This is a genomic window from Bradyrhizobium sp. ERR14 (assembly GCF_014198235.1).
In the GTDB taxonomy this organism is placed as follows: Bacteria; Pseudomonadota; Alphaproteobacteria; order Rhizobiales; family Xanthobacteraceae; genus Bradyrhizobium.
In genome coordinates, this window is sequence record NZ_JACIHD010000002.1 from 183531 (window position 1) to 204615 (window position 21085).

General features: G+C 62.0%; 20 protein-coding genes and 3 pseudogenes. 12 read left to right on the forward strand and 11 right to left on the reverse strand.

What is annotated here, in order from left to right:
* Nucleotides 1–91: 91 nt before the first annotated feature.
* The 8 genes and pseudogenes from GGD62_RS07120 to GGD62_RS07150 form a co-directional block, all read right to left on the reverse strand.
* Nucleotides 92–568, reverse strand: a complete 477-nt coding sequence (locus GGD62_RS07120) for a DUF2269 domain-containing protein (protein WP_092259296.1) — start codon at nucleotides 566–568, stop codon at nucleotides 92–94.
* Complete coding sequence (locus tag GGD62_RS07125; RefSeq protein WP_179737346.1) at nucleotides 568–1845, reverse strand: SDR family oxidoreductase; 1278 nt, start codon at nucleotides 1843–1845, stop codon at nucleotides 568–570. Before GGD62_RS07125 ends, GGD62_RS07120 begins: the two co-directional genes overlap by 1 nt.
* A 22-nt stretch (nucleotides 1846–1867) precedes the next feature.
* On the reverse strand, nucleotides 1868–2422 hold the full coding sequence (locus GGD62_RS07130; RefSeq protein ID WP_092258792.1) for a hypothetical protein: 555 nt from the start codon (nucleotides 2420–2422) through the stop codon (nucleotides 1868–1870).
* Nucleotides 2423–2495: 73 nt separating this feature from the next.
* Nucleotides 2496–2594: a DUF2934 domain-containing protein gene (locus GGD62_RS40745; RefSeq protein ID WP_312014256.1), complete on the reverse strand. Its 99-nt coding sequence runs from the start codon at nucleotides 2592–2594 to the stop codon at nucleotides 2496–2498.
* A 423-nt stretch (nucleotides 2595–3017) separates the two neighbouring features.
* Complete coding sequence (locus GGD62_RS07140) at nucleotides 3018–3215, reverse strand: hypothetical protein (RefSeq protein ID WP_183707740.1); 198 nt, start codon at nucleotides 3213–3215, stop codon at nucleotides 3018–3020.
* A 151-nt stretch (nucleotides 3216–3366) separates the two neighbouring features.
* Complete coding sequence (locus tag GGD62_RS07145; protein ID WP_183707742.1) at nucleotides 3367–3606, reverse strand: hypothetical protein; 240 nt, start codon at nucleotides 3604–3606, stop codon at nucleotides 3367–3369.
* Nucleotides 3607–3803: 197 nt separating this feature from the next.
* Nucleotides 3804–3918, reverse strand: a pseudogene (locus GGD62_RS41805) (NAD(P)-dependent oxidoreductase); the annotation flags it as partial.
* A gap of 87 nt (nucleotides 3919–4005) precedes the next feature.
* Nucleotides 4006–4472: pseudogene (locus GGD62_RS07150) on the reverse strand (metallophosphoesterase family protein).
* A gap of 388 nt (nucleotides 4473–4860) precedes the next feature.
* Here GGD62_RS07150 and coxB point away from each other — a divergent pair.
* From coxB to GGD62_RS07205, 11 genes and pseudogenes are all read left to right on the forward strand, one after another.
* Nucleotides 4861–5859 (forward strand): cytochrome c oxidase subunit II, encoded by a 999-nt coding sequence (gene coxB, locus GGD62_RS07155; RefSeq protein ID WP_246800022.1) that lies wholly within the window; start codon nucleotides 4861–4863, stop codon nucleotides 5857–5859.
* A 2-nt stretch (nucleotides 5860–5861) separates the two neighbouring features.
* A complete protein-coding gene (gene ctaD, locus GGD62_RS07160) occupies nucleotides 5862–7769 on the forward strand; it encodes a cytochrome c oxidase subunit I (protein WP_177237235.1) in 1908 nt (635 codons plus the stop codon).
* The gene (locus GGD62_RS07165) at nucleotides 7766–8365 is read left to right on the forward strand and encodes a cytochrome c oxidase subunit 3 (RefSeq protein WP_092258772.1); all 600 of its coding nucleotides are present in this window, start codon (nucleotides 7766–7768) and stop codon (nucleotides 8363–8365) included. The genes ctaD and GGD62_RS07165 overlap by 4 nt, the downstream gene beginning before the upstream one ends.
* Entirely contained in the window at nucleotides 8362–8715 is a 354-nt protein-coding gene (locus tag GGD62_RS07170) for a hypothetical protein (RefSeq protein ID WP_092258769.1), read from the forward strand. The genes GGD62_RS07165 and GGD62_RS07170 overlap by 4 nt, the downstream gene beginning before the upstream one ends.
* Nucleotides 8703–9626: a cytochrome c oxidase assembly protein gene (locus GGD62_RS07175; protein WP_092258765.1), complete on the forward strand. Its 924-nt coding sequence runs from the start codon at nucleotides 8703–8705 to the stop codon at nucleotides 9624–9626. The genes GGD62_RS07170 and GGD62_RS07175 overlap by 13 nt, the downstream gene beginning before the upstream one ends.
* Before the next feature lie 83 nt (nucleotides 9627–9709).
* Nucleotides 9710–10498: a heme-binding protein gene (locus GGD62_RS07180; protein ID WP_092258761.1), complete on the forward strand. Its 789-nt coding sequence runs from the start codon at nucleotides 9710–9712 to the stop codon at nucleotides 10496–10498.
* Between the two features lie 107 nt (nucleotides 10499–10605).
* The gene (locus tag GGD62_RS07185; RefSeq protein WP_092258757.1) at nucleotides 10606–12453 is read left to right on the forward strand and encodes a methanol/ethanol family PQQ-dependent dehydrogenase; all 1848 of its coding nucleotides are present in this window, start codon (nucleotides 10606–10608) and stop codon (nucleotides 12451–12453) included.
* Nucleotides 12437–13294 (forward strand): substrate-binding domain-containing protein, encoded by an 858-nt coding sequence (locus GGD62_RS07190; protein ID WP_183707747.1) that lies wholly within the window; start codon nucleotides 12437–12439, stop codon nucleotides 13292–13294. Before GGD62_RS07185 ends, GGD62_RS07190 begins: the two co-directional genes overlap by 17 nt.
* A complete protein-coding gene (locus tag GGD62_RS07195) occupies nucleotides 13294–13929 on the forward strand; it encodes a cytochrome c (protein ID WP_092258751.1) in 636 nt (211 codons plus the stop codon). Before GGD62_RS07190 ends, GGD62_RS07195 begins: the two co-directional genes overlap by 1 nt.
* Before the next feature lie 121 nt (nucleotides 13930–14050).
* A complete protein-coding gene (locus GGD62_RS07200) occupies nucleotides 14051–14326 on the forward strand; it encodes a cytochrome c family protein (RefSeq protein WP_246800007.1) in 276 nt (91 codons plus the stop codon).
* Between the two features lie 5 nt (nucleotides 14327–14331).
* Nucleotides 14332–16709: pseudogene (locus tag GGD62_RS07205) on the forward strand (membrane-bound PQQ-dependent dehydrogenase, glucose/quinate/shikimate family).
* Here GGD62_RS07205 and GGD62_RS07210 read toward each other — a convergent pair.
* Nucleotides 16694–18496 (reverse strand): SDR family oxidoreductase, encoded by a 1803-nt coding sequence (locus GGD62_RS07210; protein ID WP_183707749.1) that lies wholly within the window; start codon nucleotides 18494–18496, stop codon nucleotides 16694–16696. The pseudogene GGD62_RS07205 and the gene GGD62_RS07210 overlap by 16 nt on opposite strands.
* A 493-nt stretch (nucleotides 18497–18989) precedes the next feature.
* Here GGD62_RS07210 and GGD62_RS07215 point away from each other — a divergent pair, with 493 nt between their 5' ends.
* Entirely contained in the window at nucleotides 18990–19772 is a 783-nt protein-coding gene (locus tag GGD62_RS07215) for a Crp/Fnr family transcriptional regulator (RefSeq protein ID WP_183707751.1), read from the forward strand.
* Here the strand turns inward: GGD62_RS07215 and GGD62_RS07220 are convergent.
* Together GGD62_RS07220 and GGD62_RS07225 are read right to left on the reverse strand one after the other, a co-directional pair.
* The gene (locus GGD62_RS07220; RefSeq protein ID WP_246800008.1) at nucleotides 19715–20695 is read right to left on the reverse strand and encodes a hypothetical protein; all 981 of its coding nucleotides are present in this window, start codon (nucleotides 20693–20695) and stop codon (nucleotides 19715–19717) included. The genes GGD62_RS07215 and GGD62_RS07220 overlap by 58 nt on opposite strands.
* A 14-nt stretch (nucleotides 20696–20709) precedes the next feature.
* Nucleotides 20710–20997 (reverse strand): hypothetical protein, encoded by a 288-nt coding sequence (locus GGD62_RS07225; RefSeq protein WP_183707753.1) that lies wholly within the window; start codon nucleotides 20995–20997, stop codon nucleotides 20710–20712.
* Nucleotides 20998–21085: the final 88 nt, after the last annotated feature.

Consider the following 21085-nt stretch of genomic DNA (forward strand, 5'->3'; position numbering starts at 1 on the left):
AGTGCCAGGTCTGCGCGTGTCGCGGCGGCTGCAGCAAATTGGCATAGAAAAACCGAAATCCTGAGTCTAGCTCGGCAATTGCTCCCATCTTTCAAAAAACCGCAGGTTGGGGTTTGGCTATCATCAGCCAGAGTATAGCGGCTACGGCAGTGAACGCTGGAATGCCGAAGGCGAACCACAGCCAAAACATTCGGTGATATTCAGGCGGCAAAGGCGAGCCTTTTGCCGCTGCGATTGAGGCAAGATCCCTCAGGCGGATTTGCATCCAAACAACGGGCAGCCATAGTGCCCCCGTGATGAGATACAGCACGATCGACCAAATGATCCATCCTTCCCAGAAGGAGTAGCCGACGTGCAGCACAAGCAGCGAGCCTGTGACGGGCTGTGCAACGACAGCGGTGGCTGTGAAGATAAAATCCGCAATCACGACAATTCGGGCGACGCCCGCGATGACGGAGGGCTTTCCGCCGAGGTGAGCTGCAAGCATGAAAAACGCAATGCCGGATCCTGTGCCAAGTAAGACCGCAGCGCCGACGATATGTAAGTATTTGAGAACGAAGTACAGCATCATCGATCTTCAAGAACAGCTAGCGCGGCGAAATGCAGGACGATAATCGGCCAGATTTTCAACATCGGCCCCAGAGGATCGGCCCATAGGCGCGGCACAAGGATGGTCCCGATGATCGCGTAAGTGAAGGAGATCGCGATGGCGGCATAGAGCCCGTACCGGCTGGTTGGTCGATAGGCAATCGCGAGTCCAATCAGCAGATCGGATAATGCGCCGGCGATCACCGTGAGCGCCGCACTCGTTCCTTCGACACCGCCCTCGCCCATGAGACCCAGACCGTAGCCCCAGCCCGGCCCCAGCGAGACAAAGGCGGTCGAGATCCAGAATAGAGACAACACGATAAATATCGCTGGTTTAAGCAAGTACATCCGCGCAAACCAGCGTTCCTGCACTGAAGCTGGTTCGGAGGCGAAGAACTCCGGAAGTCCTTTTGGATGCAGCCCAAGCCGCCGCATGTCTCCAACATCGCCGACCGCGCCTCGCCTAATCTCCCGCTCGGCAGTGCTCCGTACGGGAGGCCGCCAGCCCAAAAGCGATATAATGTCACCGAACTTGTACATCACGCTTGAAGCAAAGTTCGGCAAGCGGATCTCGTGCGCCGGAGGCCAACGGTACCAACGGCGGATCAGTGCGATGACTTCGGGGAAAGAATGGCGATGCGGGCCGACCAGTTCGACAATTGTCCGTGTGGGCGCACCGGGCTCCAGAAAATGCTGCACGGTTTGCACGACGTCCTCAAGCAGGACGATCTGGAGCTGTCCCGTGTTCGGCATCACCGGCAAAGCCGGAAGGGCTGCCAGGCCCCGCATGAGCGCGCTGGCCCCATAGGCCGCCCGACCGATCACGACAGACGGTCGCAAGATGATCCAGTCGAGGTCACGGCCCATCAGGGCCTTGTCGCCAGATAATTTGGTTTCTGAAAACGCGCTGGGAGTTTGCCGGTCTACCCCGATTGCGGAGAAATGGATGACGCGGCGGATTTTGAGTTGCTCACAGGCGGCAAAAAGATTCGCAATGCCCTGATGATGGACCATTGACGTGGAATCCTTTGGGCTATCTTGGAGTACCCCGGCGCAATTCACTACGGCCTCTACGCCATCGAGGTGGGGCAGCCAATAAGACGGAGACGTTGCCTGGTTAAGGTCGACCGAGATAGCACTCGGACCCCCAAAATCCACGCTTCTACTCATAGAAACAATTGAATGGCCGCGCGAGGATAGGTAAGCCACGATCGCGGATCCCAATAGTCCTGTTCCTCCGATGACAGCAACCTTCATTGATGGTCCTCCGCGTTCGGAGCTAAGCCCTGTTCCGCGATCGCAAACCTCGAGCGAATTCCTCCATATAGGGAAGGACTTCAAACAGCAGGACTGCGAATAAGAATGCAGCCACGTAGGTCCAGGGTAATGGCTCTCGCTTCAAGACGAGTTCGTAGCGTGCGGGCTCAGACCCCATCCCCCAGAGGCTAAGGAATTGCGGCCAGTTCAAGATAATTACGATGACCATCGCCATGAGGGGCATCAGTTCAAGAAAACTATGGACCTGCTGTTCGATGGGCGTGATGAGCCGCTTATGGCTAGCGAATGTTGTGTCCCAGAGGGCTGTCAGCTGATGCGTAACAAAGCCCGCGATCATAGTCGCGATAATAAGAGCGTTAATCTCCAAAAAAATCGCCGCCAGCATAGGTATCGCCAGCTCGATCAACATCAATAGATGAAGCAGAGTTTCCTTATAACCGCTCGTTATCTCAATCCGAGAAGCGCGATGGCAAAGGTAATCAGCAAAGCCGGCCAATAGCCAAAGGGGCAGCACAAAGTACAGCAATATGGTTTCGGCTGCTGCGAAATGAGACATTCGGTAAGCGCTCTCCTCTCTACAGGCTGTTCTCTACAGGCTGTCTGGGGTGCCGAGGAGTTATGACTTGTCCTCATTTCGCAACTCGTGGTCCGCCAACTGCCAGAATTCTTCGTCGCCTGCCTTCAGGTTTGCCTTTCCGCTCCCATATTTCATAGGTGCGCTTCTCGATTTCCTTTTCGGTCCGGTTGGGTCACCACGACTTCCTGCAACTCTGTGGGGGATCGTGGGTTGAGTATCGGCTAATCGCGACCACTTCGACAGTTTGCGCCAGCGATGCGCTGGCCATCTGCTGCCGAAGCTCTGTATTTTCACTCGCCGGGGCGAATCCCTCCTCCGCTGATAAGCACGACAAGTCCGCGAGGTTCCTTCGCTGAATCAACGCGGCGAGCGCGGCTTGCGTGATCGAGAACAGTATTGGCGCTCCCCCGTACAGGACGACGATCCACAACCCGATGCTATGAGGAGCGGCCCCATTGCAGCCGAGATCGTGACAGCGTTCTCACTGATTGCGGAAGGCGCCCTTGCTGGCGCGGTCCCCAAGGGAATTCTTCCTCGTCTTTCAGTTCGGGTCTCGAAACGGCGTAGCGCGCGTTCACTTGCTGGATGAGGCCGAGCCCGTCGTGACGCTCGGGGCGTTGTTCGGAGTCGTAGTGGTGGTCTGATGACCGACATCGCGTCCATTGTAGAAGAAGACGGCCGCGACGACCGCGATGACGAAGATTGCGCCGACCATCCAGCCGACTGCGCTGTTCTGCCGTGACCGAACGATGGTCTGGTCGTTTTGATCCATGCTGTTCTCCCTGACTGCCTCGAAAACATGTCGCCGGGAGAGATGTTCCTAACTCGGCTTGCTCGGTCGTGGCACAACGATCTACCGATCGAAGACGCATCGGTTCGCCGCCCGGCGAGCGACAGGATGCAGTCGACGATGCATCGGATGCCTAGCGTCGGCGCGCGACCATAACGCCGATCACGAATGCCGCGGCCAGGGACCGGAGCGGTGCGGCCATGGCGATGTCCCGCAGTTGCTGGGCGATGAGCGCTGTGGCTGCCTTCGCAGGTGGTCCATGCCGCGGCGTTTCCGCTCTCCGGGCGCCGGTTGCTACCGAGGCGTTTCCAACGCTGGGATCATCAGAAAGGCCGGATGCTTCGGTCATTGCGGAAGCGTCTTTCAGGTCCATGGGAAACCTCGTGTGGCAGGTTCGAAGCAACCGTTCCCTGTCCGTGCGGTTCCTATCGATCGGCTTGCAGCAATAAAAGCGCGAAAACAACCCGATGCACAGTAACCGGGGACAATGGAATCAATGGATTGGCGGCCGTCCGCGACATCCCTCGGTTTTTTCGAATCCAGCTTGGCTCGTCGGGCAAATACCCCTACCGCAAGCTCGGAGGGCTTTCCGGCGCGCTGCATCGGCACCTGCTTGCCGAAATTTTTGACGGAGTTCTCGGCACGGTCGACGAAATGAGGGGGGCCAGATCGGCCCGGGAGCGGCTCCGGAGTTTACGCCGACAACGGAAGGCGACCGCAAGCGTTCCTGACCTGAAGTCACACCTCTTGGTCCAAGCGCCCGATGTCGCCGCTAGGACCCACCGAGCGTGTGCACGATCGGTCGAAGCTCGCCGCTCTCGTCGAGATCGAGCGTCGCAAGCCTGATCGGGAGCTTGAAGCGTCGCGGCCGGCGCTCCCGGGGTTGAGATAAAGAACCCCGTCAATCGTCTTGACGCTCGCCCGGTGCGAATGACCGCAAATCACGGCAGCGGCGCCCTCAGGCGCAGGTTTGCTCCCGAGTTCGTTCAGATCATGCAGGATGTAGAAGTCGTACCGGCAGAGACGCACGGTCTCCGCATCCCGATAGTCCCGCGCCCAATCGCCGATATCGACATTCCCCCGAATCGCGGTGACAGGCGCAATCCTGCGAAGCCCTTCGAGCACCTGCTCGGCACCGATATCGCCGGCATGAATGATATGCGCGACTCCGTTAAGGCAATGCGCCACCTCTGGCCGTAGGAGCCCGTGCGTCTCCGAGATGACCCCAATTCTGATCACAGCACTCTCCTGACACCCCGCCGCGTTCCCGCGCTTAGGAACCACGGCAGCATGCTCGCAGTTTGCGCCGTAGCGAACGCCCAGCTTGACCGTAACATCGAAGCAACGCAACGCCGCGATGATCCACAAAAGCTGATGGCAAGGTGATCGAACGCGGAGGACGATATATGTTCGAAGACCTTCGCGCGATCGCCCAGCCCGGAGCGATGATTGCCATAGTCCTTGTCTTGCTCCTGATGGCCGTGGCTGACGGGGCAATCTTCATCGCAGCCAGGGGCTGGCCCTTCTGACTCGAGAAACCGGCCGCCTCGCTGCAATAGGAACCTTCATAGGTTTGACCGGTTCGCCCTCCAACAAGGGAGCACGGCGAACATCGATGCCTGTCCGGATGCGAACGGCTCTGGTGCCATTTGCGACGTTGCCGCTGGCCGCTTGCGCCGGCCGGCAGTCGGCGCTCGATCCGCAGGGACTTCAATCCAACCACATTCTCCAGACTTTGTTCATCTTCCTGATTGTCGCAGCTGTCGTCTGGACCGCAGTCGTCGTCGTGCTGTGCGTCGGCCTGCTGCGCCGAAAGCGCTCGGCCGTCCAGCCCCTCGCGCTGCACCAGGGCTTTGAACGGACCAGTGGTCACGTCGTCTTCGGGTTGGGGCTCGCCACCCTCATCATCGTGCTCGGTCTCTCGATCGTCAGCTACGCTGGCCAGCGCACCGTGTTCGCCAAGGACGAGCATGCGCTCACCCTCAAGATCATCGGGCATCAATGGTGGTGGGAAGTTCGTTACGAGGACGATAGCCCCCATCAGAGCTTCGTGACCGCGAACGAAATCCGCATTCCGACCGGCCAGCCGGTGAAAGTCGAGCTTGAATCCGCCGACGTGATCCACAGCTTCTGGGTGCCGAGCCTGACCGGAAAGATGGATCTGATCACAGGGCAGAAGAACGAGCTTCAATTCACCGCGAAAAACGCCGGCGTCTATCGCGGCCAGTGTGCTGAGTTCTGCGGCCTTCAGCACGCCCATATGGCCTTCGCCGTCTTCGCTTTATTGCCCGATGAGTACGGGCGCTGGCGGGATCATGAAAACCAGAGCGGCACCAGCCCGACCGACCCGCTCGGCAAGCAGGGCGAGCAGCTGTTTCGCGCAAGAGGCTGCGCGCTCTGCCATACGATCCGCGGCACGCTCGCCGGCGGCCAGCTCGGCCCAGATCTCACGCATATCGGCAGCCGGACGACGGTCGCAGCCGGAACGCTGCCGATGTCCTCGGCTGCCCTCGGCGCCTGGATTGCCGATCCGCAGCACATCAAGCCCGGAAACAACATGCCGAGGATGCCGCTGCAGTCGGGCGAGCTCATCGCGATCATTCATTATCTGGAGCAGCTCAAGTGAGCATGGTGGCCGAGCAACGCGAGTTGCGTGATGACTCGCTGAATGGCCTTCAGCTTTCGACGCGCATGGACAGCATCTGGCGCACGCCATCCGGCTTTTCCGGCGCGCTGATGTCGGTAGATCATAAGGTCGTGGGACGCCGCTACATCGTCACGGCATTCGCATTTCTGCTGCTCGGCGGAATTCTCGCGGTGCTCATGCGCGTCCAACTTGCCAAACCCGAGAGCACGTTTCTCTCGGCGGACAAGTACAACCAGATCTTCACCATGCACGGCTCGACGATGATGTTCCTGTTCGCCGTGCCTGTGATGGAGGCCTTCGCCGTCTACCTCGTGCCGCTGATGGTTGGAACCCGGAACATCGCTTTCCCACGTCTGAATGCCTTCAGCTACTGGATGTTCTTGTTCGGAGGCTGCTTCCTCTGGTTGTCATTCGCCCTTAACGTGGGGCCGGATGTCGGCTGGTTCGCCTATGTCCCGCTGTCCTCGTTGCAGTACACACCGACCAAACGGCCCGACGTCTGGGCGCAAATGATCACTTTCACTGAAGTGGCTGCGCTTGCGGTCTCCGTCGAGATCGTCGTGACCGTCTTCAAGCAGCGCGCGCCCGGCATGACGCTCGACCGTATTCCCCTCTTCGTCTGGGCGATGCTGGTCACCAGCTTCCTGGTGATGTTCGCCATGCCATCCATCATGGTCGCATCGACCTCGCTGATCCTCGACCGCCTCGTCAACACGCGCTTTTACGATTCCTCGTCGGGCGGGCATCCCCTGCTCTGGCAGCATCTGTTCTGGTTTTTCGGCCATCCCGAGGTCTACATCATCTTCATCCCCGGCACCGGCATGGTCTCGGCGATCCTCGCAACGTTTGCCCGACGTCCCGTAGTCGGCTACCCTGTCGTCATCCTCTCGCTGATCGCAACGGGCTTCCTGTCGTTCGGCCTGTGGGTCCACCACATGTTTGTCACGGGCTTGCCGCAGCTCGGCGCCGGCCTGTTCACGGCTTCCAGCATGCTGATCGCGGTGCCCAGCGGCCTGCAGATCTTCTGCTGGCTGGCCACGCTCTGGGACGGTCGCCCGGTCTACCGCACGCCGCTTCTGTTCGTGATCGGATTCATATTGATCTTCGTCATGGGTGGATTGTCGGGCGTGATGGTCGCCTCGGTACCGATCGACACCCAGGTGCATGACACCTATTTCGTCGTCGCCCACTTCCATTATGTCCTAATCGGCGGCGCCGTCTTCCCGCTGATCGGGGCCGTTTATTATTGGTTTCCTAAGATCTCCGGCCGGATGCTCAGCGAGAGGCTGGGACGCTGGAATTTCTGGCTCGCCTTTGTCGGCTTCAACGTCGCATTTTTTCCGATGCACATCCTCGGACTGATCGGGATGCCGCGGCGCGTCTACACTTACACCGCGGATATGGACTGGGCGCATTTGAACCTACTCTCCAGCGGCGGCGCCCTCATATTCGCGCTCAGCTTCGCGCTGCTGCTCGTCAACGTGATCCAGAGTCTTCGCAGCGGCACGCTGGCGGGAGACAATCCCTGGGATGCTTCGACTCTGGAATGGGCGACATCCTCACCCCCGCCGCCGCAGAATTTTGACCGCATTCCTGTCGTCAAGCATCGCGATCCCCTGTGGTTCGACACTGAGAGCATGCCGGTGGTCGCAGGTCTGAGTGTGGAACGCCGTGAGGTGCTGCTGACGTCGCTCGCCGAAGCAGAGCCGCAGGTCCGCGAGGCGTCTCCCGAACCGAGCATCTGGCCTCTGCTGACAGCCATCGCGACGACCGTCTTCTTCATCGGCTCGATCTTTACGCCGTGGGCCGTGCTGTGGGGCACCCCACCAATGGCGGTCGCCTTGATCGGCTGGTTCTGGCCCGCCGGCCACAAGGAGGACGAGGAGTGAGGCAGACCATCGTCCGCAATGTCGGCGACTTGCCGACCTATGGTTACGGTCCCCGAAGCGGTCCGTGGTGGGGCGCCATGGGCTTCATGGCGCTGGAGGGCATGGGGTTCGCCCTCGCCATCGGTGCCTATCTTTATCTCTACGCCGTCAACCCCAACTGGCCGATTGGCGCTCCCCCGCCCGATCTCTGGCCGGGCACGGCCGAGGTCATCGTCTATCTCCTCAGTATCATCCCCAACGAGATGACCAACCGCGCGGCGCACCGGCAGGATCTTGCCAGGGTACGCACAGGCTTGATCGTGATGTCGCTGATCGGTATCGCCCTGCTGGTGTTGCGCGGGTTCGAATTCGCCCATCTCAACACGCGCTGGGACAATTCCGCCTACGGATCGATCGTCTGGCTGATCCTCGGGCTGCACACGACACATCTCGTCACCGATCTCGGCGACACCGTGGTGCTGACGGTGCTGATGTTCACGCGGCACGCGAAGCCACGCAAGTTCAGCGACGTCACCGACAACGTGTTTTACTGGAACTTCGTCGTGCTGGCTTGGCTGCCGCTCTACGCGCTGCTCGACTGGGTACCACGCCTATGACCGATACGGAACGACATACGAAACTGCTTTATTGGGCCGGCGTCGCGCTCGGCCCCTTGGCTTGGGGTATCAACCTGCAGGGGATCTACACGCTCGCGCATTTCTCGTGCGAGTCGACCAGGTTCAGCGGTGCGATCATGAGCGCGGTGCTCGCCGGCATTGCCCTGGCCGGCACCGCGATATCCGCCCGTGCCGTCCGTCGTGGCGCCGGTGCGGAATGGAGCGATGCGCATGGCGGTGGCCCCCGGACGTTCATGGCCTGGCTCGGCGTCGGCTCCGGCGTTCTGTTCGCGCTGGTCATCGCGGACCAGCTCGCGGCCTCGCTGTTGATCAGCCCATGCCTGCGCTGAGCCTCTTGGCAATACTGCTCGGCCTGCTGGCAACGCCTGCGTCAGCGCACGGCATCTCCGAGGTCGACACAGGCTCGCTCTGGAGCTCCGATCCCTGGCTCCTGGCGCCGCTCTACGTCGTCGGTATTTCCTTCTACATCGGCACACAACGGCTCTGGCGCCATGCCGGCGGCGGCCGCGGCGTCAGCTTCCGTCAGGTCGGCGCCTTCTGGACCGGCTGGCTGATCGTCGCGCTCGCCCTCACCTCGCCGCTGCATTGGCTCGGCGAGCGCCTGTTCACCGCGCATATGATCGAGCACGAATTGCTGATGGTGGTCGGCGCGCCGCTGATGGCCTACGCGCGGATCAACGGGCCGGTGATGTGGAGCTTGCCCGCCTCGCTGCGTCCGGCTGCAGGTCGCTTCCTGAATTGGCCAATGGTAGCCAAGCCCTGGGCTGCCGTCAGCCATCCTGTCAGCGCGACGGCCCTGCATGGTTTGGCGCTCTGGGCTTGGCATGCGCCGCCGCTCTATGCAAGGGCGCTGGAAAGTACTGCTATTCACCGCCTTCAGCACATCAGCTTCTTTGCCACCGCGCTGTTGTTCTGGTGGGTGCTTTTCCATGGCCGCGGCGTCGGACGCAGCCTGCGGCTGCGGGACGGCATCGCGATCGCTTGCCTGTTCGTCACTGTCCTTCATTCCGGTGTGCTCGGAGCGCTGTTGACGCTGTCGACGCGCACATGGATTCCGGGCCAAGGCGCGCTTGCCGGCGAGTTCGACTTGTCTCCCCTGGAGGATCAGCAGCTCGCGGGCATTTTGATGTGGGTGCCCATGGGGATGCTCTACACCGGCGCTGCGCTGTTCTTCGCCTATCGGTGGCTCATCACGATTCCTGCGCGCTCCTCCATGCCGGTGGCCCGGCACGCCGGCTGAATCATGGACTCAGGGCGAACATAGGAACCGCAGCTGTGATGCAACGTTCGCCAGCTGACTCTCGACCATCGCGTGGAGGCCATATGGGCAAACCAACCGTCCGAGCGACCGTTATCATCGCGGCCGCCCTTGCGACGCTGCAAGGCGGAAGCGCGCAAGATCAGCCGCGCACAGGAATGTCGTGTCCGGTCGACCATGATCAGCTCGCGGACATCTTGAAGAAGAGCGTCAAGCCCGGCGGCGGTCCCAGCAATGGCGGCCTCGACAACAACGAGTGGGCTGCTGTCGTGAACCGGCAAGGCGTGGTCTGTGCCGTCGCCTATAGCGGCAGCAAGGTCGACGAGCAATGGCTCGGCAGCCGCGCCATCGCCGCCGAAAAGGCCAACACGGCGAACGCCTTCAGCCTGAAGGACAAGGCGATGGCGACCGCCAATCTCTATGCGGGCGCCCAGCCCGGCGGCTTCTTGTTCGGTGCGGCTCTCGGTAACCCGCCGTCTCCTGAGGTCATTTACGCGGGCACACCGGACGAATTCGGCACCGCTCATGATCCGATGGTTGGCAAGCCGGTCGGCGGCACGATCGTGTTCGGAGGCGGGCTGGCGCTCTACGACGGAAACGGCATCGCCGGCGCGCTCGGCGTCAGTGGCGACAGCTCCTGTGCGGATCACAATGTGGCCTGGCGCGTGCGCCACTTCCTCGGCCTCGATCACGTTCCGGCCGGCGTCAGCCCGAACATGAAAGATGCGATTATCTACGACATCGGTCCGGACGGCAAAAGCCCGTCGGGTTTCGGTCATCCCAAGTGCAATGGCAAGGAGGATCAGATTGCCGTCGACCTCGGCGCGGGCGTATCGGGAAATGTCGTGAGATAGCTCCCTCTTGAGCACTCAGGAACCAAGCACGCCCGCAACGTTTGTACGTTCTGCAATCCGGCCTGCAACGCGGCACGGCCTCCTCAATGCCGTGGAGATCTTCACTCATGTTAATGTTCGGCCTCAGGCTGTTGCTGTGGGGAATACCGAGTACGCTCTGCGTGAGCCTTGCGTTGCTTTCACCCAGCCTTGCGCAGACTGATCTCGCCAGCCGCATGAAGGATCCTGGCCAATGGCCGATGGCTGCGCGCGACTACGCCAACACCCGTTATAGCGAGCTCGACCAGATCAACGCCAGCAACGCCTCAGGCCTGCGGCTCGCCTGGACGTTCTCCGTGGGGGTCGATCGCGGTCAGGAAGCGGCACCTCTCGTCGTCGACGGTACCATGTATGTGGTCAGCCCCTATGCGGGCCCGTACCCGAACCGCGTGTTCGCGCTGGATGCGACGACGGGCGAGCTGAAATGGTCGTATGCACCGAAGCCTGAACCCGCCGCGGCAGGCGTTGCCTGCTGCGACGTTGTCAATCGCGGGCTCGCTTTCGACAACGGTAAGATCTTCCTCAACACGCTGGACAATCACTCGGTCGCACTAGATGCCAAGACTGGCAAGGAGCTCTGGCACACCAAGCTGGGTGAGATCAACAAGGGCGAGACCATCACGATGGCGCCCGTCGTCGTGAAGGGCAAGGTGCTCATCGGCAACAGCGGCGGTGAGCTGGGCGTGCGCGGCTGGGTCACCGCACTTGACGAGAACACCGGAGCCATAGCCTGGCGCGCCTATACCACCGGCCCCGACAAGGACGTCTTGATCGGCGAGGACTTCAAGCCGTTCTACGACAATCTCAAAGGCAAGGATCTCGGCGTCAAGACCTGGCCCGCCGACCGCTGGCAGGTCGGCGGCGGCACCATGTGGGGATGGATCTCCTATGACGCCGATCTCAACCTGATCTACTACGGCACCGCCAATCCCAGCCCGTGGAATGCGAACCAGCGTAGCGGCGACAATCTCTGGAGCACCACCATCTTCGCGCGGGATCCCGACAACGGGCACGCGAAATGGGCGTATCAGGTCAACCCACATGATCTGTTCGACCATGACGAAATCAATGAAAATGTGCTGGTCGACCTCGAACTGAATGGCCAGCCGCGCAAGGTGCTGATCCACCCCGGGCGCAACGGCTACATGTACGTCATGGATCGGGCCACCGGCGAGGTGATCTCGGCGGACGCCTATGAGTTCGTCAACGCCTACAAGGGTGTCGACCTCAAGACCGGCAAGATCATCCCCAATGAGGAGAAGACCCCGCTGGTCGGCAAGACGGTCGAGGATATCTGCCCGACTGCGCCGGGCGCCAAGGATTGGCAGCCCTCAGCCTGGTCACCGCGCACCAAGCTTCTGTACGTTCCGCATCAGCATCTCTGCATGAACTTCAAGGCGTCGCAGGTCGGCTACATTGCCGGTACGCCTTATGTCGGTGCCGACGTCGATATGTATGCCGGCCCGGGCGGCCATCGCGGCGAGTTCATGGCGTGGGATCCGGTCGCGCGCAAAAAGGTCTGGGAGATCCACGAGAAGCTGCCGGTCTGGAGCGGCGCGCTGGTGACGGCGGGTGATGTCGCGTTCTACGGAACGATGGACCGCCTGTTCAAGGCGGTGGACGCAAAAACAGGCAAATTGCTTTGGCAGTTTCGGGCAGGCTCCGGGTTCATCGGCCAACCGATCTCCTACCGCGGCTCGGATGGGCAGCAGTACATCGCAATCCTTTCAGGCGTCGGCGGCTGGCCTGGCGCGGTCGCGAATGCAGAGGTCGATCAGCGGGTGCGCAACGGCGCTCTCGGCTTCGCCGGTGCCATGCAGGACTTGCCGTTCTACACCGCAGGCGGCAGCGAGCTTCTGGTGTTCAAGCTCGGCGGCACCAGCAATCAGGACGGCAGCCATGCGCCTCAGCAGTGATTGGGCCGCCCTCACTGTTGCTCTCGCTCTTGCCCTCGCCGGCTTGATCGGGATCGCCTCGCCGGCATCTGCCGCGCCGAATGGCGAGCTTCGTGTCTGCGCCGATCCGAATAATCTGCCATTTTCCAACAACACGGATGCGGGCTTCGAGAACAAGCTCGCCTCGATGGTGGCTGAAGCGTTGGGGCGGTCGGTATCCTACACCTGGTGGGCACAGCGTCGCGGTTTCGTCCGCAACACGCTCAAGTCCGACAAATGCGACGTCGTGATGGGCGTGCCGGCCGGCTATGAGCTTGTGGAGACCACAAAGCCCTATTATCGCTCGACCTATGTTTTCGTGAGCCGCCAGGACGAGCATCTCGATCTCTCGTCCCTGCTCGATCCCCGCCTGCATCGTCTGACGATCGGCGTCCATCTTGTCGGCGACGACGGCAACAACCCGCCGCCGGCGCAGGCGCTTGGCCAGCTCGGAATCGTCGACAATGTCCGGGGATACCCGATCTATGGCGATTATCGTCAGGCCGATCCGCCTGCGCGCCTGATCGAGGCGGTCGAACGCGGCGAGATCGACGTCGCCGCCGCCTGGGGTCCGCTGGGCGGCTATTTCGCCGCGCATTCCAAGGTGCCGCTGTCGGTCGCCCCGATCCGGGACGGCGAACGCTTCGCACCTCAACAATTCCAGTTCGCCATTTCGATGGGCGTTCGCAAGGGCGACCACGCACTGCGCGACCAGCTGAACGCGTTCATCGACGCACATCGATCCGACATTGCTGCACTGTTGCGGAGCTACGGCGTACCTCTGTTCGACGAGCGCGTGTCGGCCTCGGGAGGACACGAGTGATGTCTGCTTTACCACTGCGCGCGAGCGCGTTATCGCTAATACTGGCGGTGGTGCCGAACACCGCAGTGCTCGCCCAGCAGACCCTGCCGCAATCCCAGGAGGCGCAGATGCCGACGCTGGCGCCGCGGCCGAACTTCGGCGGCAGCGTTGGCAACGGCAGGCCGAGTGTATTCATGCAGGTCCCCGTGACCACGTTGTTCCCGGGCGCACAGCCGGATCCGCCTGTGATCAAGAACCCGGTCCAGGGCGACCCCAATGCCGAGCAGCGCGGGATGACCTATTTCGTCAATTTCAATTGCGTCGGCTGCCATGCTCCGAATGGCGGCGGCGGCATGGGACCGGCGCTGAGCAACAACCTCTTCACATACGGCTCTCAGCCCGAGAACATCTATCTGTCGATCTATCAGGGTCGGCCCAATGGCATGCCGGCGTGGGGCGGCGTGCTGCCCGACAGCGTGATCTGGGACCTCGTGACCTATATCGGCAAGATCAGCAACGACCCAAGCCGGCAATGGGGCCGCACTTTCTCGGCAAATCCCCTGTCGCCTGAGGTGGAGCAGGTCCCGAGCGAGCAGGTCTCGACGACCGATCCATGGTCTGCCACCAAGACCTTCAACTTCGGCCAAAAGCCCTGATGGAGTGCAGAGCAGCCGATGGTCCGTCCAACGACACAATTGCTAATCGTCGCGCTGCTCGCCGTGACTGCCGCTGCCTGCGAGCCGGGCAAGGCCGCCGGCCCCGATAATTTCACCGGGGATGCGCGCCGAGGCAGCGACCTCGTCAAGCAATATCAATGCGGCACCTGTCATGACATTCCCGGCATTGCTGGTGCCGACGGCAATGTCGGCCCGCCCTCTGCACCGGATCGGCACGCGCACCTACATCGCCGGCTATATCCAGAACTCGCCGGACAACATGGCTGACTGGATCGAAGATCCGCAGCGTGCGTTGCCCGGCAACGCCATGCCGAAAATGGGAATCTCGCAGAAGGACGCGCGCGATATCGCCGCGTTTCTCTATACGCTGAAGTAGACCATATGAACTCCACATCCCGCTCTGCAAACTTGTTCCGTGATACGCCGTTGCTGGCCATGACCGTTGTGGTCGTCGCCATCATGGGAGTTGGTCTCGTTGCCGGTGGTGCGTGGCTCGCGGCGCTTAGCGGCTCCGTCTACTATCTCGTTGCCGGCATCACGCTCCTCCTCACGAGCTGGCTGCTCGCGCGCCGGCGTGCCGAGGCGCTCCGGGTCTATGCCCGCTGCTGCTCGGCACCTTGGCGTGGGCGATCTGGGAAGCCGGGCTGGATTTCTGGTCGCTCGCGCCGCGCGGCGACGTGCTTGCACCATTGGGCGTCTGGCTGCTGTTGCCGTTCATCGCGGGCCGCCTGATACCGCGGATGCGGACCGCGCGATGGGCGCGCGGCCTGGTGCCGATCGTGGCCGCCGGCGTGCTCGCTTTCTCCCTGACGCGCGATCGTCACGACCTTGCCGGCACCATCGCGGACAGCGCAACACCGGCGCCGTTGTCTCCTCCGAAGCAGCCCCGCCCACCGCCGGCGCGGACTGGACGGCTTATGGCGGCAGCGGTTGCTATTCCGCGCTCTCCCAGATAACTATAGCCAATGTAAAGCATCTCAAGCTCGCCTGGGAATTCCGCACGGGCGATCACAGGGGTCCTGATGATCCCGACGAGATCACCAACCTGGCAACGCCGCTCAAGATCGGTGACCTGCTCTACACCTGCTCGCCGCACCAGATCGTGTTCGCGCTCGATGGCGACCGGCCAGTTGCGCTGGAAGTTCGATCCACAGGTCCAGCACAAAGGCCTTCCAGCACATGACCTGCCGCGGCGTGTCCTATCACGCCACGAAGCCTGGCGCCGTGACGGCCGACGGCGCCAGGCGCCAGGTGATTGTCTGGAACGCATCTTCGTGCCGACCAATGACGGCCGGATGTTTGCGCTGGATGCGCAGAGTGGCTTGCCTTGTGCCAGCTTCGGCGATCATGGGCAGATGGAAGGTAGCGAGGTCCAGACGCTCGGCTTCAACGAGGGCACCTCGCCGCCTGTCGTGACCGACAAGGTGCTGATCGTCGGTGGTGCCGTCATCGACAATTATTCCGACAAGGTCCCGTCAGGCGTGATCCGCGGCTTCGACATCTATTCGGGACGGCTGATCTGGGCCTTCGACGCAGGCAATCCCGATCCGAACGAGATGCCGTCGGCCTCACACCATTTCACGGCGGGCTCACCGAATTCGTGGAGCATCTCGGCGGTCGATGAAAATCTCGGGCTCGTCTATATCCCGCTCGGCTCGAGCTCTCCGGATATCTGGGCGGTGGCCGTTCGCCTGACAAGGAGCGCTACGATTCAGCGCTGATCGCACTCGACATCACGACCGGGAAGCTGCGCTGGTCATTCCAGAACGTGCATCACGATCTCTGGGACATGGACATGCCCTCGCAGCCGAGCCTGGTCGATCTGCGTTCGAATAGCGGCACCACGCCTGCGATCTACATTCCGGCGAAGACCGGCGACATCTTCGTGCTCGACCTCGCGACGGACATCAACTGGTGCCCGCGCCGGAGAAGCCGGTGCCGCAGGGCGCCGCGCCCGGCGACAGGCTGTCTCCTACCCAACCCTTCTCGGGGCTGAGCTTCCGTCCGCCCGGCGTGCTGACGGGCGCGGAGATGTGAGGCAGCACAATGTTCGACCAGCTGGCCTGTCGCATCAAGTTTGGGCGTCTCCGCTACGAGGGACCGTTCACGCCACCCTCGGAGCAAGGCACGCTGGTGTTCCCCGGCGATTTCGGCATGTTCGAGTGGGGCGGCATCGCAGTCGACCCGCAGCGCCAGATCGCCATCGCAAATCCGCAATCCATTTCCTTCGTCTCGCGCCTCGTGCCGCGCGAGAAGGACAATCCCGCCGCGCCGAACGCGGCGCATCCACCTGGCACCGAGCTCGGCGTGCAGCCGATGTATGGCGCACCCTACGGCATCGATCTCGGCATCTTCCTGTCGCCGCTCGGCATCCCTTGCCTTGCCCCGCCCTGGGGCAATATCGCCGCCATTGACCTCAAGACGCATAAGGTGGTGTGGCAGCACCGCATCGGCACGATCCGCGACCAGGCCCCGCTCCCGCTGCCGTTCAAGCTCGGGGTTCCCATGCTGGGCGGACCGACCGTGACCGCGGGGGGGGGGGCGTCGTCTTCATCACGGGGACGATGGACGACTACATCAGGGCGTTCGACGTCCGCGACGGCAAGCAGCTCTGGCAGGATCGCCTTCCCGCCGGCGGTCAATCCACGCCGATGACATATGAGGCAGGCGGCAAGCAATATGTCGTGACGGTCGATGGCGGGCACGGCTCGTTCGGCACCAAGCTCGGTGACTACGTGCGGGCCTACGCGCTGCCATGATGCCCGTCGGTACGATGCGTGTATGCTCGGCGACGTCTTATCCTGTTCTGCCGGCGCGGACGAGCAACTGCCAAGGCTGCGAAGGCCGCACACGCTGCTATTCCAAGCACAGCTAGCCCTGTGCTGATGACCCCAGCCGGCGGAAGCTGCTTCCGCGCCAGCCAACCTCCGTCGACCGACGTGCCCGGCGGAGATGCCTCGATCATGCTTCCCTCGCTGATCGGAGCCCGTCGCGCGCGCGACAAGAGAAACCGGAAGGCGCCTCCGAGCAAATCCTCGGTCAGCTTCGGCGCCACGGCGTAGGCCATCTGACCGGCACGGGCCGGCCACCCGACGGCCATTTCATCGCGTGGCGCGCGAACCAAGTTCAAAAAGGTCTGGGCAACGTCTTCGGACTGGTACAACAACGGGCCCGGATCGAGCCTCTTCCCGGACATGTTGGCGCCGTGGACGAATCCCGGCGTATCCACCATCGCCGGGAACACACCGCAGACATGGATGTGAGGATGTGCCCCGAGCTCCTGCCGCAGGCTTGCCGTGAATCCCCGCAGGCCGAACTTGCTTGCGGTATAGGCCGCAGCGAACGGTGTCGGCGCCCATCCCCCAAGCGAGATATTGTTGATCAGGATGCCTCGCTTCTGGCGCAGGAAGATCGGAAGCACTGCGAAGGCGCCGTGCATGGCTCCCAGCAGATTGACCTCAACAGTACGGCGATGAAGTGCAAGATCGGCGTCCTGGTAGGCGCCGAACACACCCGTGCCGGCATTGTTAATCCAGACGTCGATCCCGCCGAAGGCGTCCTCCGCCTGCCTGGCCAGTCGCTGCACCGCTTCGGCATCGCTAACGTCGGTCGGGACTTCCACGGCGCGGCCTCCCAGCGCCTCGCACTCCGCCGCTAGGCCACTCAGGACCTCGCCGCGCCGCGCGGCGAGCGCCACGCTCGCCCCTTCCCGCGCAAATGCCAGCGCCGCAGCCCGGCCTATTCCGCTGGATGCCCCCGTAATGACCACGCGCGTGCCTGCCATTGACCGGGTCGGCGATCGCGAAGTGCTCCTAGGAAGCAGCCATCGCAGTGACCGGCCGAGACGCTGTGTGCCGCCGTTTTCGAACCAGTCGCCGTGGGCAAAAATGACCCGCTCGGGCGCAAGGCCCACGAGCCGCTCTGCCGCGGCTTGGACGGAACGGCCGCCCAGGCGCAACAACATCCGCAAATAGATCGGTGCCATCCCGTCCGGCTTGGCGATGCCAAGCAGGCTTGCGGCGGTCTGGTTTGAGGGAGGAAGATGATGAGGATCGAGATTTTGCACGAGATCCGTCAGGACCAATGTGCGGCTCCGTTTGTCGAATATCTCCACCTCGGAAAATATCGGGGCCTGCAACGAGACGGTCTCGAGCTCGACCGCCCACTCTTCAGGGGTGGTCTCGCCAAGCTCGCGATCAATGCGAAGGCCGGCCTCGCGTGCCTGCTTCCGCGCCGAAAGTCCGCGCGCCGCGAAGGTCCGTGCTTGCGGCAACTCTCTCTGCCAAGCAGGCAAAAACGTCCAATGCGCAACGTTCGGCGCCATCAAATATTCGATCGAACCCAGACGTTCCAGCTCATCGCGCAGAGCTCGCGAATATCGCACCGGCGAGTGCAGGATAAGGTCGCCGTTCGACAACCGGATGACCGTCATGCGAACAGGCAGGCGCAAGCCCGCTGCACTGATGGGTGCATCGTCGACGATCCAGATGTCGTCCGTGGCCCTCGTCAGGGTAGCAGTGAGTGAGGAGGCATCAACTTCGTGCATGAGCGTCTTCCGATGGAGACCTTGCTCAAATTTCCAGATAGGACGCTCGTTCCTCTCACCTTTACCTCCGCGCGACGGAGGCTTCGGACAAAGCCCTGGAACCGGCCTGCCTGAGGTCGTCAAGAGCAGAAGCTTCGAGGCCACGTGAGTCCGGGCACCAATCTCGCGACGGGAGATGCTTTCGCAACTTCCTCGAGCATGGCGCGCAAAATCGCCGTCGTATCGGTGTCTAACATCGAAGCCGCCTCCACTGAAAGACCCCCGACTAAGGCAACGGGGACGGGGGAGATTAAACATTGTTAAAGATCGAGCGACCCGTAGATAAATTTTCGCGTGGCTTGCAGCGGCCTCCTAGTGTGATCTCGTTTCAGTGGGAACATTGAAGATCGTCGAAGGTCGAATACGCATGAATCGATAGACCGTATCACAGGTTATTGCCTGCCCTTTTCCATTTGAGTCAGAGTTGGTGGAGGCGCGGGCGATCGGAAGACCAATGCAGACTGGATTTGCCTTTTCCAGGCTCGCCGATCACCTGGCGAGTCTCGGTGACGTGACCGCCCACGATCTCGATCTGCTGGCAGAGATGCCGAGCACAATCGCGCACCTCAATTCACATCAGGCGATCCTGCGCCACGGCGATGACAGCCATCAATGCTGCGTGCTGCTCCAGGGTTATCTGTCCTGGCAGGATGCCCAGCGAGCAAACGGGCAGATCACATCGATCTCTGTGCCCGGCGACATCGCTGACCTCCAGACACTCTACCGGCCCCGCATCAACGGCAACCTCATTGCGCTCGGCCCCGCCGTTGTCGCGCTCGTGCCACATCGCTTCTTCCGCGAACTATCAGCTCGCTCGTCTGCGTTGTCGCGTACCCTGCTGCTGATACTGCTTCGTGACCACGCCATACAGCGCAACTGGACGATCAATCTCGGCAGCCGGGATGCGTTGACACGAGTGGCCCACCTGCTCTGCGAGATCACCACGCGACTGCAAAATGTCGGGCTCGCCAAGGATTTGAGGTTGTCTTCGCCCTTCACCCAATCCGACCTCGCCGCGGCCTGCAGCATCTCTCCCGTCCACGCCAACCGTACCATCCAGGAATTACGGCAAGGCAACCTGTTGAAATGGCAGGGCAAGACTCTGGTGATCTCGGACTGGCCCGGGCTGGTTCGGCTGGCGGGCTTCGAGCCCGACTATCTCGGCATCCGGCCGCGCGATCAAAGCGCGCGGCCGGCCCAATTGGAATCGGCTAAAGCCGCCGTCGTGCCGGCCTGACGGTATTTATGCGACCACCCTTTGCTGCAGTTCGCACGCCCCGGCAATGCTTCGGCCACTTCAGAGATCACAGCGCCCCAGTCGCCGGCCGCCTTTTGACGAAACAACCGCAAGCTCGGATACCAAAGTGAACGGCACCCTGATGACGGCCACCGCCAGTCACAGTCGGCGTGCAGCAGCACCCAGGCCTCGCATCCGAGTGCGCCCGCGAGATGTGCGACCATGGTATCCACGCAAATGGCCAGATCGAGCTGGCACAGAAGATGGCCGAGGGTCGGGATGTCCGGCGTACTGATGTCGCACGCGCCGATCCGGATGAGATCTTCAGCTGGCGCATCCCTCTGAAGCGAGTGAAGCGCTACGCCAGGGACAGCGAGATGTCGCAGCATTGCGGGCGCAATCGCCCGTCGCTTGTCCCATTGGCCAACTTCCCAGACCAGGCCGACGGCCAGAACTTCGCCGTCGACTGAAACAGGCGTGCTCCTTGCCGGCAGGGTCAAATATGGCGCGGGCATCTCGACTTGCTCTCGTCCGACCTTGAGAGCGTGCGGTACCTCCATAATCTCTATATCCACCTCGAAATCTGTTTCGGGCGTCCCCTCATGGAGCGCAAGTGCGCGATCGACGCCTGTCGTGCGCTCCACCAGCGGCAACAGTCCGGCCTGACACCAGACCGTGACGCTGCGCGCCAAGTCGCGGAGAGGCTGCATGAAGCGCAGAAACTGGAGGGTGTCGCCGAGCCCGTGGTAGCAGCGCACCAGCACGTGCCTGTCCGTGAGCGGCTCTCCACGCCAGATCCGCTGGAGATGACGCGGGCCGGTGTGCTTTGGCGGATATGCCAGCACTGCCAGATCGCGGTCGTTAATGGCCCAGGCGCGCGCGAAATCGCCCGCGCGCATCGCCTCCACCCAGTCGTTCGCCATCGCCGGCGATCCGGCTAGCGGCGGACGAATTTGTGGAAACAGCTCAGCTTGCCGTCGCTGGTCCGGTCCTGGTGCAGGAAGGCATTATCAGCCTGATCGAATTTCTCGAAGAATTCGCCCCAGCCGATACGGTCGAGTCCCTCATCCGGCGGATCGAAATCGATACGCAGGATGCCGGCATGCCCGTCCTCCTCGGTTGCCTTGACCGTCGCCGGCTGGCCACTGCGCTCATCCACCCATTTGCGGATCGCGGCGTGGTCGGTGGTCTGCTGGGCTTCGCTGCTCTGGGTTTTGGATGTCATGCGGCACCTCGCGTGTTGGTAGGTCCGGCAATGTCACGGCATAGCATCGAACCATCTGCCGTGAAACGCGGGTCGGCAAGATTTGTTC

Coding starts and splice junctions, on each gene's coding strand:
- GGD62_RS07190 (WP_183707747.1), top strand. CDS start 12,437: ATGCGCCTCAGCAGTGATTGGGCCGCCCTCACTGTTGCTCTCGCTCTT.
- GGD62_RS07180 (WP_092258761.1), top strand. CDS start 9,710: ATGGGCAAACCAACCGTCCGAGCGACCGTTATCATCGCGGCCGCCCTT.
- GGD62_RS07225 (WP_183707753.1), bottom strand. CDS start 20,997: ATGACATCCAAAACCCAGAGCAGCGAAGCCCAGCAGACCACCGACCAC.
- GGD62_RS07215 (WP_183707751.1), top strand. CDS start 18,990: ATGCAGACTGGATTTGCCTTTTCCAGGCTCGCCGATCACCTGGCGAGT.
- GGD62_RS07210 (WP_183707749.1), bottom strand. CDS start 18,496: ATGCACGAAGTTGATGCCTCCTCACTCACTGCTACCCTGACGAGGGCC.
- GGD62_RS07175 (WP_092258765.1), top strand. CDS start 8,703: ATGCCTGCGCTGAGCCTCTTGGCAATACTGCTCGGCCTGCTGGCAACG.
- GGD62_RS07145 (WP_183707742.1), bottom strand. CDS start 3,606: ATGGACCTGAAAGACGCTTCCGCAATGACCGAAGCATCCGGCCTTTCT.
- GGD62_RS07120 (WP_092259296.1), bottom strand. CDS start 568: ATGCTGTACTTCGTTCTCAAATACTTACATATCGTCGGCGCTGCGGTC.
- GGD62_RS07125 (WP_179737346.1), bottom strand. CDS start 1,845: ATGAAGGTTGCTGTCATCGGAGGAACAGGACTATTGGGATCCGCGATC.
- GGD62_RS07185 (WP_092258757.1), top strand. CDS start 10,606: ATGTTAATGTTCGGCCTCAGGCTGTTGCTGTGGGGAATACCGAGTACG.
- coxB (WP_246800022.1), top strand. CDS start 4,861: ATGCGAACGGCTCTGGTGCCATTTGCGACGTTGCCGCTGGCCGCTTGC.
- GGD62_RS07195 (WP_092258751.1), top strand. CDS start 13,294: ATGTCTGCTTTACCACTGCGCGCGAGCGCGTTATCGCTAATACTGGCG.
- GGD62_RS07220 (WP_246800008.1), bottom strand. CDS start 20,695: ATGGCGAACGACTGGGTGGAGGCGATGCGCGCGGGCGATTTCGCGCGC.
- GGD62_RS07200 (WP_246800007.1), top strand. CDS start 14,051: ATGCGCGCCGAGGCAGCGACCTCGTCAAGCAATATCAATGCGGCACCT.
- GGD62_RS07140 (WP_183707740.1), bottom strand. CDS start 3,215: ATGGATCAAAACGACCAGACCATCGTTCGGTCACGGCAGAACAGCGCA.
- GGD62_RS07130 (WP_092258792.1), bottom strand. CDS start 2,422: ATGTCTCATTTCGCAGCAGCCGAAACCATATTGCTGTACTTTGTGCTG.
- ctaD (WP_177237235.1), top strand. CDS start 5,862: ATGGTGGCCGAGCAACGCGAGTTGCGTGATGACTCGCTGAATGGCCTT.
- GGD62_RS07170 (WP_092258769.1), top strand. CDS start 8,362: ATGACCGATACGGAACGACATACGAAACTGCTTTATTGGGCCGGCGTC.